The 15,068-nt window shown below is 40.5% G+C and carries 15 protein-coding genes; 11 read left to right on the forward strand and 4 right to left on the reverse strand.

Annotation, left to right across the window (positions count from 1 at the left end):
- Positions 1-166 precede the first annotated feature (166 nt).
- From WJR50_RS01690 to WJR50_RS01700, 3 genes are all read left to right on the forward strand, one after another.
- On the forward strand, positions 167-1,540 hold the full coding sequence (locus WJR50_RS01690; protein WP_341291476.1) for an MBOAT family O-acyltransferase: 1,374 nt from the start codon (positions 167-169) through the stop codon (positions 1,538-1,540).
- 13 nt (positions 1,541-1,553) lie between these two features.
- Positions 1,554-2,630, forward strand: coding sequence for an SGNH/GDSL hydrolase family protein (locus WJR50_RS01695; protein WP_341291477.1), 1,077 nt, complete (start codon positions 1,554-1,556; stop codon positions 2,628-2,630).
- A gap of 88 nt (positions 2,631-2,718) precedes the next feature.
- On the forward strand, positions 2,719-3,396 hold the full coding sequence (locus WJR50_RS01700) for a rhamnogalacturonan acetylesterase (RefSeq protein WP_341291478.1): 678 nt from the start codon (positions 2,719-2,721) through the stop codon (positions 3,394-3,396).
- Positions 3,397-3,416: 20 nt separating this feature from the next.
- On the opposite strand, the gene WJR50_RS01705 is transcribed toward WJR50_RS01700, so the two are convergent.
- The gene (locus tag WJR50_RS01705; protein WP_341291479.1) at positions 3,417-4,628 is read right to left on the reverse strand and encodes a tetratricopeptide repeat protein; all 1,212 of its coding nucleotides are present in this window, start codon (positions 4,626-4,628) and stop codon (positions 3,417-3,419) included.
- Positions 4,629-4,858: 230 nt separating this feature from the next.
- Between WJR50_RS01705 and WJR50_RS01710 the strand changes: the two genes are divergently transcribed.
- Genes WJR50_RS01710 through accC form a run of 7 tightly spaced genes read left to right on the forward strand, consistent with a single transcriptional unit; the run spans position 4,859 to position 10,133 of the window.
- A complete protein-coding gene (locus WJR50_RS01710; RefSeq protein WP_341291480.1) occupies positions 4,859-5,410 on the forward strand; it encodes a YceD family protein in 552 nt (183 codons plus the stop codon).
- A gap of 6 nt (positions 5,411-5,416) precedes the next feature.
- Positions 5,417-5,608, forward strand: a complete 192-nt coding sequence (rpmF, locus tag WJR50_RS01715; protein WP_341291481.1) for a 50S ribosomal protein L32 — start codon at positions 5,417-5,419, stop codon at positions 5,606-5,608.
- A 3-nt stretch (positions 5,609-5,611) separates the two neighbouring features.
- Entirely contained in the window at positions 5,612-6,553 is a 942-nt protein-coding gene (plsX, locus tag WJR50_RS01720) for a phosphate acyltransferase PlsX (RefSeq protein ID WP_341291482.1), read from the forward strand.
- Positions 6,554-6,586: 33 nt separating this feature from the next.
- A complete protein-coding gene (locus WJR50_RS01725) occupies positions 6,587-7,588 on the forward strand; it encodes a beta-ketoacyl-ACP synthase III (protein ID WP_341291483.1) in 1,002 nt (333 codons plus the stop codon).
- A 31-nt stretch (positions 7,589-7,619) separates the two neighbouring features.
- Positions 7,620-8,183: an elongation factor P gene (gene efp / locus WJR50_RS01730; RefSeq protein ID WP_341291484.1), complete on the forward strand. Its 564-nt coding sequence runs from the start codon at positions 7,620-7,622 to the stop codon at positions 8,181-8,183.
- 9 nt (positions 8,184-8,192) lie between these two features.
- Positions 8,193-8,714 carry an acetyl-CoA carboxylase biotin carboxyl carrier protein gene (gene accB, locus WJR50_RS01735; RefSeq protein WP_341291485.1) on the forward strand — a complete coding sequence of 174 codons (522 nt, stop codon included), beginning with the start codon at positions 8,193-8,195 and terminating at the stop codon, positions 8,712-8,714.
- 57 nt (positions 8,715-8,771) lie between these two features.
- Complete coding sequence (accC, locus tag WJR50_RS01740; protein ID WP_341291486.1) at positions 8,772-10,133, forward strand: acetyl-CoA carboxylase biotin carboxylase subunit; 1,362 nt, start codon at positions 8,772-8,774, stop codon at positions 10,131-10,133.
- Here accC and WJR50_RS01745 read toward each other — a convergent pair.
- Both WJR50_RS01745 and nhaC read right to left on the reverse strand, forming a co-directional pair.
- A complete protein-coding gene (locus WJR50_RS01745; RefSeq protein WP_341291487.1) occupies positions 10,124-10,720 on the reverse strand; it encodes a 3'-5' exonuclease in 597 nt (198 codons plus the stop codon). The genes accC and WJR50_RS01745 overlap by 10 nt on opposite strands.
- 46 nt (positions 10,721-10,766) lie before the next feature.
- Positions 10,767-12,245: a Na+/H+ antiporter NhaC gene (nhaC, locus tag WJR50_RS01750; RefSeq protein WP_341291488.1), complete on the reverse strand. Its 1,479-nt coding sequence runs from the start codon at positions 12,243-12,245 to the stop codon at positions 10,767-10,769.
- Between the two features lie 160 nt (positions 12,246-12,405).
- Here nhaC and dnaX point away from each other — a divergent pair, with 160 nt between their 5' ends.
- Positions 12,406-14,103, forward strand: coding sequence for a DNA polymerase III subunit gamma/tau (gene dnaX / locus WJR50_RS01755; RefSeq protein ID WP_341291489.1), 1,698 nt, complete (start codon positions 12,406-12,408; stop codon positions 14,101-14,103).
- Here dnaX and WJR50_RS01760 read toward each other — a convergent pair.
- Entirely contained in the window at positions 14,100-15,056 is a 957-nt protein-coding gene (locus tag WJR50_RS01760; RefSeq protein WP_341291490.1) for a DUF3078 domain-containing protein, read from the reverse strand. The two genes, dnaX and WJR50_RS01760, sit on opposite strands and share 4 nt — an antisense overlap.
- Positions 15,057-15,068: the final 12 nt, after the last annotated feature.

A 15,068-nucleotide genomic window follows, 5' to 3' on the forward strand; every position in this document is an offset into this window, starting at 1 on the left:
TTTTTCACAATTATTATTTAAAAGTTACATTTATATTTTTTAAAATCACTGTGAAAACATATATTGTCAAATAATTTATTGTATTTTTTTAAGCAAAAACACTTAAATGTTATTTAATTCGTTCATTTTCTTGTTTTTTTTAGCGCTTATCCTTCCCATATATTACATGCTTCCTCGTAAATGGCGTTCAGTACATTTATTAGTAGTAAGCTATATATTCTATGGATACTGGGACTGGCGGTTTTGCTCCTTACTGGCTATATCTACAATAGTAGACTTTATTATTGGGAAGAACCTATATGGAGCAACAAGTCAAAAAACCAAAAAACTTTTACTCTGGACCAGTATCGGAGTCAACTTAGGGATTCTGGGTTTTTTTAAGTATTTCAATTTTTTTGTAGAGAGTTTTGAAAGTATGATAGCAGGTTTTGGAGGGCAGTTGGATTACCTTCACCTGAACATTATTCTCCCTGTAGGAATATCTTTTTATACATTTCAGACGATGTCATACACCATTGACATCTACAGGAAGAAACTCACTCCGACCAACTCATTGCTGGATTTTGGAGTTTTTGTAGCATTTTTCCCTCAACTTGTAGCGGGACCTATAGAAAGGGCTAAGCATTTACTCCCTCAGATTACTCACCTCAATACTCCAAGCAGACTTCAAATTCGGGAAGGTATAGTCCTGATCATCATAGGTCTCTTTAAAAAGGTAATGATTGGGGATGCCAGCGGGCGACTGGTTGATCGTATTTTTGGTCATATGGAGCAGTTTAGTTCTTTAGAACTCATTATTGCACTCATATTATTTTCAATACAGATTTATGCAGACTTCTCAGGTTACAGCAGTATTGCCCGGGGGTTAGCAAAACTTTTGGGGATAGAACTTATGAAGAACTTTGAGCAGCCTTACCTGTCTGCTAATATTACAGAGTTTTGGAGAAGGTGGCATATTTCACTATCCAGCTGGCTGCGTGATTATTTATACATCTCTCTGGGAGGGAACAGGAAGGGAGAGCGTAGAACCTATATTAATCTAATGCTTACGATGCTTATAGGAGGGTTATGGCATGGCGCCAGTTGGAATTTTGTGATTTGGGGAGGTTTGCATGGGATTTATCTGGCTATCCATAAATGGATGCTGAAAGGCAAAAAAATAGAGATACAGCCAAATAATATTAATAGTTCAGGTGAGTTAGCAAAATACTTATTTCATGCATTAAGCACTTACTTACTCGTACTAATCACCTGGTTATTCTTTAGAGCATCTGATTTTCAGATGGTAACCCTCTTTTTTGGTAAAATGGTGAATTGGGAAGCCAGTGAGTTAGGCTTACGATTTATTAAAATTGGGTTTACCTATATGATATTGACTATTGGGATTGATCTTATTGAACATTATACTCGATCTCATGCCTTCTTACTGAAGATTCCAATGAAGGCAGTACGCTATGGAGTAATGGTTCCAATGTTTGTGATAGTACTGATATATATGTTTCAGGCAGAGCCTTTACCGTTCGTTTATTTTCAGTTTTAATAATTACATCAATATGATGCGTTCTATTGGGTATTTTTTAATCACAGCATTCATATGCACTCTGGCAATAGAGCTGTATATCAGAGGGACTGAAATATCAGGAGTATCTGAAACAGACTATGATAAGGAAATAGGTAGAGTGATTCGCCCTAATGCTAAAATAGTGCACTACAATGAAAATTTTACTTATTCTCAGGTCAACAAATATGGTTATTTAGGTCCTTCTTACTCCCCTGATAAAGCTCCTGGTATATTTAGAGTGGCTTTGCTGGGAGATTCTTACGTAGAAGGTTTTCAAGTATTAGAAAGACATCATTTTCGTACAATCTTGGAAGAAGAATTAAGGGAAAATCTGAAATATGATAGTGTAGAAATTTTGAACTTTGGAAGGAGTGGTTTTGGTCTGGCAGATGCATATGCTTACGACCTCAACTTTGTGTCTGAGTTTGATCCTGACTTAAAGGTTTATTTGCTAAGTGCAATTGATTTTTACAAAAGTTCAGGAGATGAGTTACTTCCTAAATGGAAATTAAAGGGAGAAGAGCTTATCCAAGATACAAGTTACCGCAGTAGTAAAGAGCTCAAACTATATAATACGGTAAAAGTAGGGTTACAGCACAGTGCTACCTTACAGATGTTACGTAACTGTGTGAACATTATCAGAGATGGTAAAGCGATGGAAGTACTATTGGGTAAACTAAGTAAGTTATTTATAGATTCCGAAGTACAGCCTCTTCATGATAATGAAAAGAGAAAAAAGCTTGTGAAAGAAGAATTACCCCAAATTCCAGATGTAATTTTGGAAAAATTGGGAAAGCAAAAAGATGTAATAATTGCTAACCGTGATAGCATTCAATTTCCTCAACACTTACAGCAAGAAATTACTCAGGCAAATATTAAGTTAGTCAACCTTTCTGATACTTTATCTCCTTTAAAACAAGATAGGCATTTAGATCCAAGATATTGGCCTGTTACAAATACAAAAGGTCATTGGAATTATAGAGCACATCAGGCAGTAGGGGAATACCTTACCAAGATTTTAGTGAAACAGATCAACACTGAAAGCTTAGAATTAGGGTATAAAAAGTGATTTTATGATGTTAGTAGGTAGTATGCATATCATATGGGCATTCTGGTTAGGGGTATTTTACCAAACTAATAGTCCTGTAGACATATACTTGATAGGAGATTCTACAGTTTCTGACTACCCAGAAGATTATTATCCCAGAATGGGATGGGGGCAAGCTTTAGAATCTTTTTTCCAGGAAGATGTAAAAGTACACAACAAGGCTGTTTCTGGTCGGAGCACAAAAAGCTTTATTGATGAAGGTTTATGGAAGGAAGTTTTGAGTGGCCTCAAGGAGGGAGATTATCTTCTGATTCAATTCGGACATAACGATATGAAATCAGAAAACGAGCGCTTATATGCCGCCCCCTTTGGTGCCTACACAGATAATTTGAGGACTTTTATAGAAGCAGCAAAAAGAAAAAAAGCAATTCCCGTCCTGGTTACTCCAGTATACCGGAGAAGGTTTGATGATAATGGTTTGTTGCAAAACTCTCTTGGTGAATATCCTCTAGCTATGCGTATCCTGGCTGAAAAAGAAGAAATACCTCTTATTGATTTACATAAAAAAAGCTTCAAATTATTTTCAGAACTAGGCCCGGAAAAAACAAAAAAGATTTTTCTCTGGCTGGAAGAAGGGGAGCATAAAAACTACCCCAAGGGTATTGAAGATAATTCTCACTTTAGTGAACAAGGAGCAATTGCGCTATCTAGACTGGTGGTGGAAGAAATGCAGCGTTTGGATCTGCCTATTGCATCACCCCTAAAGAAAGAAAATACAAAAAAGTAACCATTTCACGTTTTCTCTAGCTAGCTACTCCTTCGTAGGGATTTGAGGTTTTCCCTGGCCTTTTCATGAACACGAGTATTTCTTTTGGCCAGCTTTTTTACTTCTTTGTAATAATCTTTTGCCAAATCTTCTTTGTCTTTTGCCTGAGCGATCTCACCAAGATTTAGTAATGCATATAAAAAATAACCGGAGTCAGTAGCTTCAGATTCTGTGGCAAATTCTACAGTGCGCTCATAATAATGTTGTGCTAAGTCCAGTTGTCCTCTCATTTCGTAGATTTGTCCTAAAAAGAAACCGGCATATCTTCCGCTGGTAGCCTCATACCCAGTCATGCTACTGTCAATACGGGCCAAAATTTCCAAGGATTCTTTCTCGGCTTCAGACTGTTTACCACGGCTATACAATTGACGGGCATAGTAACGATGAAAGTAAGGGTTATCAGGAAAAGTATGATGTAAATAGTCAGAAATCCGGTGGGCCTCCGCGGGGTCAGATCCCTCTGCAGTAAGTATGCGCATCAGAAAAAACTGAGCTTCAGTACGGGTATAAAAAGCATTGTTAGCTACACTTTTAAGCTGCTTGATCCCTAAATCTTTGTTTCCCTCAGGGAAAAACATCAATACTGGCTTTAAGATTGGGTAATTTTCAGGCACCCATTCGGCGTAGTAATTATATAATGCATCTCCAAAAAGCAATTCAGGACTAAAATCCTCTTTACCCTTACAGATTTCTAAAAAGTTAAGAGAATTTTTACCTGCTACAGTAGCTTTACCCCAATCTTTACGCTCCGAATACAATCTGCCTTGAAAGGCATAAGCTGCCGCCAGGAAAAAAGCTGCTTCCGGGTCTTCTTCATCCTGCTCATACATACGCTCAGCATAAAAAATGGCGGTATCCATATACGCAAGAAATTTCCTGTCATACTTGGTTACATCAACATTCGGAACGATCTTCCACCACTCGCTGAGGCCTAAGAGGAAGTAAGGTAAAGGGTGAGTATTATATTTTTGTTTGATCCAGCGAAATTGTTGTTCAGCCCTGGCAAATTTAAAATTATACATATCGTTCACTGCCTGGGTAGCTTCAATTTGCACGTTCATATCCAGTAGCAAAGGTTTTTTCTTTCCTATCTGGTGCTCTGCCATATGAGCTTGGGCTACCTGAGCTGCGCCAGGGTTAGAAAAAGCACATAATAAAAGAATGCTAAATGCTGTATATATGTAATACTTCATGATAATATGCTGTTCGACAACCTAGTAACAAAGTTTTGGGAAAAATATTTCAAAAACATGTTATAGTTTTGAGATTAGTACCCTAAACTAAGGGTAATTTTTTGTTGGAACATTTTGTTATGCAATAATAATAGAACTAACAAAAAGTGAATTACCTTATTAGAGATATATCTTTTAAATATTAAAATTATATCCTTAACTTTGCAGACTTAAAGAAAATGTGGGGTGACGTGAAGAATTTAGCACATTTCGATATTGATATATATAAGTTAGCGAATAAAGAGTATAAATATCAATATCAGATCGATAAAAGTTTCTTTGATCATTTTGAAAATAGCCTGGTGAAAAAAGGTGATTTAAATGTACAAGTTACTTTAGATAAACAGGATAACCTGATTACAACCATTTTTGATATTAGAGGGACGATTGAACTTGAGTGTGATCGTAGTCTGGAGAAGTTTGACTATCCGGTAGAGATTCATGAGAGGATTCTATATCAATATGGGGAGGAAGAGCAGGAACTGACTGATGAGATCGTCATCATTACAAATAATACACAGAAGATCAATATTTCGCAGTATATCTACGAGTTCATTGGCTTGTCTGTTCCTATGCGTAAAATTCATCCGAAGTACGCTGAGGAAGACAACCCTTTGGTAGAGGGCGAAATTATTTTCTCTTCGTCTACTACACAAGACCATGAAAATAATTCAGGCGAAGAAGATAATAATTCAGTTGATCCTCGTTGGAATGCATTAAAAAACCTGAGAAATTTAAATTAAATAAAAATGGCACATCCCAAGCGAAAAACATCTAAAGCAAGAAGAGACAAGAGAAGATCGCATCACAAGGCTACGCCTAGAACTATTGCCGTTTGTCCTACTACTGGAGAACCACATTTGTACCATCGTGCACATTGGTATGAAGGTAAGCTCTACTACAAAGGGCAGGTAGTAATGGAAAAAGAAGAGCTGGCCTAACATATGAAGATTGCACTGGATGCAATGGGAGGCGATTTTGCTCCCGATGCTAACATAGAAGGAGTTAAGCTCCTTCTAGATGAGCTTCCGGCTGATCATCAGCTCGTACTGATAGGTAAGCAGGATGTCATCGAGGAACAACTAAGCAAGCAGGGGGTCAATTCACCTGCAGTAGAGATTGTTCATGCTGAGGAAGTAATCGGCATGGATGAGCATCCTACCAAAGCATTCACTCAAAAACAAAATTCTAGTATTGGGGTGGGGTTTCAGTTGTTGGCAAAAGGAGAAGTACAGGCCTTTTGCAGTGCGGGCAATACTGGAGCAATGCATGTGGGAGCGATGTTTTCTGTAAAACCTTGTGAGGGAATCATCCGTCCAGCCTTAGCAAGTGCCGCACCTCGTGAAAGCGGCAAACTGGGCTTGCTATTAGACGTGGGTGCTAATGCCGACTGTAAACCTGATATGCTATTACAGTTTGGCGAGTTAGGTGCTATCTATGCAAAGTATGTTTATGATATAGAGGAGCCAAAAGTGGCGCTTATCAACCTGGGTGAAGAAGAACAAAAAGGTACAGTAGTGACACAAGCAGCTTACCAACTCTTCAAGCAAGACCCACGTATCAATTTTGTCGGAAATATTGAAGGGAGAGATATTTTTAGTGAGAAGTCAGATGTAATGGTTTGTAATGGGTTTACAGGCAATGTAATCCTTAAAATGGCTGAATCTGTTTACCATCTACTGGAAAAAAGAGGCTTTACTGATCCATTTTTTGATCAAATGAATTATGAAGCTATTGGCGGTAGTCCTATATTGGGTGTCAATGGCAACGTAGTAATCGGACATGGAGTATCTAGCGGCCTGGCCATCAAAAATATGTTACTACAGTCACTAAAGATGGCCGAAACGAATTTGCATCTGAAAATACGTGATGCGTTTGGCAAATAAAATTTATTTTGCCAGTCTAAAATCCTCAACTACATGAGTAATAAGTTAAGAGCTGTTATCACTGGAGTAGGTGGTTACGTTCCTGATTATGTATTGACTAATAAGGAACTGGAAACCATTGTAGATACAAATGATGAATGGATAACAACCCGCACCGGCATCAAAGAAAGAAGAATCCTTAAGGGTAAAGATCAGGGAACCTCAGTGATGGCAAATCACGCAGTAGACCAACTGTTGGAAAAAACAGGTGTGTCTGCTGAAGAAGTTGATTTGATTATCTGTGCGACTACCACTCCTGATATGATTTTTCCCGCTACCGCAAACCTGGTGGGTGAACATATCGGAGCAAAAAATGCCTTTGGATATGATTTGCAGGCGGCATGCTCCGGATTTCTCTATGCACTTACTACAGCATCCCAATTCATTGAGTCTGGCGCGTATAAAAAAGTAATCGTAGTGGGAGCAGATAAGATGTCTTCCATTATTGATTATCAGGATCGTACTACCTGTATTATTTTTGGTGACGGAGCAGCTGCAGTAATGTTAGAGCCTACTGAAGAACCACTAGGTGTAATGGATTCCATACTACAGTCCGATGGAAGCGGAGCACCTTTCCTGCACCTTAAAGCAGGAGGAAGCCGAAGACCAGCGACCATAGAGTCAGTGACTGCCCGTGAGCATTTTGTATATCAGGAAGGAGCTACCGTTTTTAAGTACGCAGTAAAGCATATGTCAGATGTATCTGCTCAAATCATGCAGAAAAACAATCTTACTGCCGATGATATTCAATGGTTAGTGCCTCACCAGGCCAATAAGAGAATTATTGATGCTACTGCCAGTAGAATGGGAGTGGGAGAAGATAAAGTGATGTTCAACATCCACAAATATGGTAACACTACCAGTGCTACTCTTCCGCTCTGTTTATGGGATTATGAGTCTCAATTAAAGAAAGGAGATAATCTTATATTGGCAGCCTTTGGAGGAGGGTTTACCTGGGGCGCTACTTATCTTAAATGGGGCTATGATAGCCAATAGGTATATAATAAATTAATTATAGTTAATATATATGGCAACCACAGCAGATTTTAGAAACGGACTTTGTATAGTTCACAACAACGATCTGTATACCATTGTTGAGTTTCAACATGTGAAGCCCGGTAAAGGAGGAGCTTTCGTGAGAACCAAACTCAAAAGCCTTAATACCGGAAAAGTAATTGAAAACACATTTAACGCAGGTGTAAAAATTACGACAGCACGTATTGAAAGGCGTCCACACCAGTATCTTTATAGAGATGATTTGGGATATCATATGATGGATAGCAATACATTTGAACAAATTGCTATTGAAGAGAGTAAGATTAATGCTCCTGAGTTTTTATCTGAGGGACAAGCTATAGATGTTATTGTTCATGATGAGACCGGAGACATCTTAGGTGCGGAACTACCCCCCTTTGTAGAGCTAACAGTGACTTATACTGAGCCAGGGCTCAAAGGAGATACCGCAACCAATACTACAAAACCTGCAACATTAGAGACGGGTGCAGAGATTCAAGTGCCTCTCTTTATTGATCAGGATGAGAAAATTAAAGTGGACACCCGAACTAAGTCGTACTCTGAACGCGTAAAATAAACTACTACCATGAAAGCAAGCGAAATTCAGGACTTATTGGACTTTATTTCAAAGTCTGGCCTAGACGAAGTTAATATTGAAACCGGAGAGATAAAGCTTAAGGTGAAGAAGAACGCTGCCGCAAAAATAAGGCAAAATATTATTACTACTCCAGGTTCTTCTATGCCTCATGATTCTACAGGTCTGGTGTCACCAACCCCGGCATATTATCAAACAGAGAGAAATGAGGCTGATAAATCTGCTCCTAAGGAAACAAGTGCTGCTGAAAGCGGTAGTGCAGAGGATAGTAAACATCTGACAGTAAAATCACCTATGATCGGTACTTTCTACCGTTCTGCTAATCCGGATTCAGATCCATTTGTTCAGGTAGGGGATAAAGTAAGTGTGGGGCAGACCGTTTGCATAGTAGAGGCCATGAAGTTATTCAATGAGATTGAATCAGAGATTTCAGGAACAATTGTAAAAATATTGGCTGAGGATGCTTCTCCGGTAGAATATGACCAGCCTTTATTTCTGATAGATCCGTCCTGACCAATTGACAATCCCTATCGTAAGTTTTTGTATGTTTGATTGTTAATTGAGAAAGCCTTGTTTAATAAAATACTAATAGCTAACCGAGGAGAGATTGCTCTCAGAGTCATCCGTACCTGTCGTGAGATGGGTATCAAAACAGTAGCTGTCTACTCAACAGCTGATCGCGAAAGTTTACACGTACGATTTGCAGATGAAGCTGTCTGTATAGGACCACCACCTAGTAATAAATCCTATCTAAGTATTCCTAATATCATTGCAGCAGCAGAAATTACTAATGCTGATGCTATCCATCCCGGCTACGGATTCCTTTCGGAAAATGCAGAGTTCTCTCGTATTTGCGAAGAATACAACATTAAATTTATTGGACCTACCCCAGAAATGATCAGTAAGATGGGGGACAAAGCATCAGCCAAAGCAACCATGGATGCTGCTGGTGTACCAACTGTACCAGGATCAAAAGGCCTGTTGAAAAACATGGAAGAGGGCTTGAAAATTGCTGTAGAGATAGGTTATCCTATTATTCTTAAAGCTACCGCTGGTGGAGGTGGCAAGGGAATGAGGATTGTCTGGAACGAAAAAGAATTCAAGAAAGCATGGGATGATGCCAGACGTGAAGCAGGCGCTTCCTTCGGTAATGATGGCTTGTACCTGGAAAAATTTGTAGAAGAACCCCGCCATATAGAGATTCAGATAGTAGGAGATAGTACTGGTAAGGCATGTCACCTCTCAGAGAGAGACTGCTCAATCCAAAGGAGGCATCAGAAGCTGACCGAAGAGACTCCTTCTCCTTTTATGACCAAAGAACTGAGAGATAAGATGGGTGCCGCTGCTATCGCAGGTGCTGAAGCTATTGGCTATGAAGGAGCTGGTACAATAGAATTTCTGGTAGACAAACATAGAAACTTCTATTTCATGGAAATGAATACCCGTATTCAGGTAGAGCACCCCATCACCGAAGAAGTTACCAAATTTGACCTGATCAAGGAGCAAATTAAAGTGGCTGCTGGTGTGAAAATATCAGGGAAAAATTATTTTCCTACCATGCATGCTATTGAGTGTCGTATCAATGCGGAAGACCCTGCTAAAGGCTTTCGTCCCTGCCCGGGTAAAATTACCAACCTTCATCTGCCAGGAGGACATGGAGTGCGCGTAGATAGTCATGTATATGCAGGGTACATAATTCCGCCAAATTATGACTCAATGATTGCTAAATTAATCGTAAGTGGACAGACTAGAGAAGAAGCTATTACGAGGATGAAGCGGGCGTTGCAGGAATTTGTGATTGAAGGTATCAAGACGACTATCCCTTTTCACATCAAGTTAATGGATGATCCTAATTTTAGAAAAGGAGATTTTACTACTGCTTTCATGAATGACTTTGATCTGTCTGATATAGAAGAGTATGCTCAAATGTAGCCTTTGCTACGCAGGTGGTTGTATATTTCAAGGCAAACCCAGGCATCAGTAGCCGCATAGCGAATCTGCTTTTCAGTAAGTTGTGGATTCTCCCAGTTAGAAGTTTGTTGGGACTTGGACACCCTGAAGTTCAGGAAAATAGCCGTTAGCTTCTTTACACCGGCATGTTCTATGCCCAGTTCATGAGCAACTTCATTAAGCTCTGTAATATTTTCTGCATTGAAAGGAATACGATGCTTCTCGCTTAGTTGCTTCAGATGTTTGAGGTCATCTCTGATGCTAATACCTACTTTTTCTATATACTCATCATTAAAAAGATCGCTCAATCCTCGTGTGAAGCCGGTATGATTAAGCCTTATCAAATATACCTTTTCAGGAATAGCAATCTGAAGTAGTGCGACCATGTGCTTTACCCCCTTTCGGAAAGCAGGCTTGGTTTCAGTGTCAAATCCAAATACTTCATATTCTCGAATATGTTGAAGTGCATAGGCCAACTGCTCATGTTCAGTAATTACTGAAACTTTGCCTTCATATTTTCTAAGGTCCAGCTCATTAATCTCTTCCTTGGTGATATTTTTTGCAAACATGGATGGATATAGGCTTTGGTCAGTATTAGTAATGTTTTCTAATGAATTAAGCATTCTTTTCAACCAGTGTTTCTTCTTCTATTTCATCATCCTCATACCTACGAATCTTAAAGTCTAGAAATCCAAATGCCATGGTCATAATCGGGCTAAGGATACAAAAAAAAGCAAAAGGGGCATAGGTAAGGGTAGCTACTCCCAATACAGAAGCCTGGGTTGCTCCACAGGTATTCCAGGGTATCAGTACCGAGGTGACGGTTCCTGTATCTTCCAAAGTACGGCTAAGCACTTCTGGTTTAAGACCTCTTTTTTTATAAGTATCCGCATACATTCTTCCGGGAACTACGATAGCCAGATACTGATCTGATGCGGTAAAGTTAAAAAAGATAGAAGTGAAACCGGTGGAAGCTATGAGTGAGCCGGTAGAATGGGCCAGTTTCACAATGGATTTGGTAATCCGCTGCAGCATACCCGCTGACTCCATTACACCTCCGAAGATCATGGCACAGATAATTAACCAGACTGTATTCAGCATCCCAAACATACCCCCCGTAGATAGCAGATCATTTACCATTTCATTATCTGTAGTGATGCTGATATCGGTATACAAAGCTTTCATAACAGCAATATAAGCTGCCAATACCCCAGTTTCTCCTCCCGCAACCTCCTGCAAAGCCAGAGGCTGGAAAATAATGGCAAACAGCCCGCCTAAAAGTGTTCCTGCCAGTAATGCCGGTAATGCAGGAACCTTTTTTACGATCATCCCAATCACCAAAACTGGTACGATAAACAACCAGCCATTAATATTAAAAGCACTGTCAATGGCACCCAATACTTCGTCAATACCTCCAGTAACGGTAGCAGTATCAGAAGTGAGGCCGATGACCAGAAATATGATAAGGGTAATAATAATGGAAGGCACGGTAGTAAAAGTCATGTAGCGGATGTGCGTAAACAGATCTGTACCAGCCATAGCGGGAGCCAGGTTAGTAGTATCCGAAAGAGGCGACATTTTATCGCCAAAGTAGGCTCCTGAAATAATAGCTCCCCCGATCAAACCTTCACTTAAACCCAAAGCTTTGCCAATCCCTAGTAAAGCAATACCTACTGTGGCTACGGTAGACCAGCTACTCCCGGTAGCCAGTGATACTACCGCACAGATGATTACCGCAGCAAAAAGAAAGATAGTAGGGTTGAGAATTTGCAACCCATAGTAAATCATAGCGGGTACTATGCCGCTGAGTAACCAGGTTCCGGCCAGGGAGCCAATGAGCAGTAATATCAGAATTGCCGACATAGATGCACTGATGCTTTTTACAATGCCATCCTGCAATTCTTCCCATTTGATGCCTGTCCTTAGGGCGACTAATGCAGCTACAGTGGCTGACAGAATCAATACAATCTGGTTGGAACCAGAAATGGCATCATCCCCAAACACATAAATCACATTCACCGATAGCATGATAATCAGGAAAAGCACAGGAATCATGGCCTCCCATAGCATGGGCTCTCTTCTTTGCTCACTCATATAGACAATCAGGTGTGTAGCTCAAACAAATAGGTATAAAAGACGAAGATAATAAAATTTTTGGTATGCCTTTTTGCCTTTGAGCAGTGAACCAGGGTAGTCATTTTTCTTTTGTCAATATTGGTTACGAATAAAGTTCAGGATTCTGTAAATTGCGTCAATGGAGAATTTCGTAGTATCAGCTCGGAAGTATCGCCCTACAGGTTTTGAGGAAGTAGTAGGGCAAGGACATATTACCACTACCCTTCAAAATGCGATTGACAACAATCAACTGGCGCAGGCACTGCTTTTTTGTGGCCCTCGCGGTGTGGGTAAAACTACCTGTGCGCGTATCCTGGCCAGAAAAATCAATGGCTACGAAAGCCAGGAACAGGCCAACTCCATGAATATTTATGAGCTTGATGCTGCTTCCAACAACTCGGTAGACGATATCCGTAATCTGATAGACCAGGTGCGTTACCCTCCCCAGCAGGGAAGCTATAAAGTGTATATTATAGATGAGGTGCACATGCTTTCCAATCAGGCTTTCAATGCCTTTTTGAAGACCCTGGAAGAGCCTCCTTCTTATGCGATCTTTATCCTGGCAACCACTGAGAAGCACAAAGTTATTCCTACCATACTTTCTCGCTGCCAGATCTATGACTTCAACCGCATACAGGTAAGCCACATTGTGGATCACCTGAAGGAGATTGCCACCAAAGAAAATATAGAAGTAGAGGAAGAAGCATTAAACCTGATTGCGCAGAAAGCTGATGGGGCCTTACGTGACGCACTTTCTATCTTTGACCTGATCGTTACTTTCTCTTCCGATCGTAAGGTTACCTACCAGACAACTATCAAAAATCTGCATATCCTTGATTATGATTATTACTTCAAGGTAACAGATTATCTGGTGGAGCAAAATGTATCGCAGGTGATGCTGCTTTTTGATGAAATCCTGAAAAAAGGTTTTGATGGACATAACTTTATTGTGGGCCTGAGCGAGCATCTTCGCAACCTGATGGTGTGTAAAGATAAAGCTACCGTTCAACTGCTGGAGGTCTCAGAAAGTGTGCAGCAGCGTTATCTGGAGCAGGCTGCCAAAGTTCCTGCCTCCTTTCTGCTCACCGCACTCAACCTGGCCGGGAATTGCGATCTGAATTACAAAAACAGCAAAAACCAACGCCTGCATGTAGAGCTTACCCTTATGAAAATGGCCTATATCAGCTCGGCTGTACAAATGGCTCAGGTAGCTCAATCAGATGGAGGGGAAGGGGGAAAAGAAGAGAAAAAAAAAAGTAGTGAGCACGCCTCAACCAATGGAAGCTCAGTAAAGCCAGAGCCAGCCAAGAAAGGTGTGGATGTATCCCAGCTTCAACAACTTCAGACAACCGTCAAGATTCCGAAAGCCGAAGAAATAAGGCAGCAGGCTGTAAAAAAAGAGACCGTGCAGGAAGAGATTGCAGTAGCAGAAGAAAAGCCTGAACAACAAGAGCAGGTAATGGGAACCCGTACTGTTGAAATTGCCCGGCTAAGGCAGGAGTGGGCCAAATTTGCTGAGCAGAAAAAGCTGGCAGGAAGAGACTCCGCCTACATGGTGCTTAATCAGGAAGTAAACCTGCTGGAAGATGGAGTGACCATTCCCCTCAAAATGACAAATTCCCTGCAGATGGATGTGCTGAATGAGGTCAGAGTAGAGTTGATACAATACCTCCGCAAAGAGCTGCACAATTCTCAAATTAATGTGACGGCTGAACTGGTAAAAGATGAGAAACAGAGAAAACTTTATACTGCCTCAGAAAAACTCAACTACCTGATGGAAAAGAACCCTCAGGTACGCGCGCTGAAAGAAAAACTGGGACTGGACCCGGATTACTAAAACCCATAAGTAAAGCCGACGTTGATGGCGTTTTGAAGCTGTAGAGCCGGGCCAACTGTACCATCATCCCTTTCCACATCCGTATCATCATCGTAGATAAGTTGCAGTGAGATGTTGGACATAATATATTTATTGACTCTGAGCACCAGCAGGGACTCCAGGTTTACATCCACGTTCTGAAACTTCTCGTAGGCAGCAAACAGATTAAGGTTAGTATTGAAAACTACATTCTTGAAAAGCTCCTGTCGTATACCCATGGTAAGGCTTGAACCTGCTTCCGCTTTTACCTTTTTTCCCTCGGTATTGTACTGATTCCTTTCAGCTAATGTATCATCCAGCACAAAAGTAAACTTACCTGAAAAAGGGGAGAGTGTAATGGCAAAGTAGTTTCCTTCACGTTTCTGCACCTTGTCATTTTCTTCAATAAGCTTGCGTTGCTTTGGAGAGTAGGTCATACCTAGGGAGGCTACTAAAAAGCCGGGAGCCATAAATTCAGAAACCTTTACATCGTCAGAAATGCTATCGTTAACTTGTTCACTCTTAAAACCCTGAGCTATCTGACTTCTGAAATCAAGAAGGGTAGATAAATAATAACGCTCACTCAGCTTACGACCATAGCGGGAGGTGAAAATCAAATTATCTTTTGACTTAATAAATCTGTCCGTATCTTCTCCGATTCTACTCAGGCCATAACTGATTTCCAGCCGGTTTTCCCAGCGTCGCTTAGTAGTATCATCAAATGTAAGAAAAGCAGTCATGATCCCACCCAGGGCAAGAGAACTCTTACCTCCACCTGCCCAGTTGTTTAAGGAAACTTGCTGAAAGGTAGCGCTTAGTCCTCCGCCTTTGTTCCAGAAACTTTCGTCTTCATCATCTTCATTTTCTTGTTGAGCGATGGCCTGTGTAAACGTGAAAAAGCATAGGGTAAACAGCAGGAGACAAAAAGGTTTCATGAATATGTTTAG

Source organism: Catalinimonas locisalis, assembly GCF_038039535.1.
In the GTDB taxonomy this organism is placed as follows: Bacteria; Bacteroidota; Bacteroidia; order Cytophagales; family Cyclobacteriaceae; genus Catalinimonas.

Coding starts and splice junctions, on each gene's coding strand:
- WJR50_RS01760 (WP_341291490.1), bottom strand. CDS start 15,056: ATGAAACCTTTTTGTCTCCTGCTGTTTACCCTATGCTTTTTCACGTTT.
- nhaC (WP_341291488.1), bottom strand. CDS start 12,245: ATGAGTGAGCAAAGAAGAGAGCCCATGCTATGGGAGGCCATGATTCCT.
- WJR50_RS01690 (WP_341291476.1), top strand. CDS start 167: ATGCTTCCTCGTAAATGGCGTTCAGTACATTTATTAGTAGTAAGCTAT.
- WJR50_RS01725 (WP_341291483.1), top strand. CDS start 6,587: ATGAGTAATAAGTTAAGAGCTGTTATCACTGGAGTAGGTGGTTACGTT.
- WJR50_RS01695 (WP_341291477.1), top strand. CDS start 1,554: ATGATGCGTTCTATTGGGTATTTTTTAATCACAGCATTCATATGCACT.
- efp (WP_341291484.1), top strand. CDS start 7,620: ATGGCAACCACAGCAGATTTTAGAAACGGACTTTGTATAGTTCACAAC.
- WJR50_RS01745 (WP_341291487.1), bottom strand. CDS start 10,720: ATGTTTGCAAAAAATATCACCAAGGAAGAGATTAATGAGCTGGACCTT.
- rpmF (WP_341291481.1), top strand. CDS start 5,417: ATGGCACATCCCAAGCGAAAAACATCTAAAGCAAGAAGAGACAAGAGA.
- plsX (WP_341291482.1), top strand. CDS start 5,612: ATGAAGATTGCACTGGATGCAATGGGAGGCGATTTTGCTCCCGATGCT.
- WJR50_RS01705 (WP_341291479.1), bottom strand. CDS start 4,628: ATGAAGTATTACATATATACAGCATTTAGCATTCTTTTATTATGTGCT.
- accB (WP_341291485.1), top strand. CDS start 8,193: ATGAAAGCAAGCGAAATTCAGGACTTATTGGACTTTATTTCAAAGTCT.
- dnaX (WP_341291489.1), top strand. CDS start 12,406: ATGGAGAATTTCGTAGTATCAGCTCGGAAGTATCGCCCTACAGGTTTT.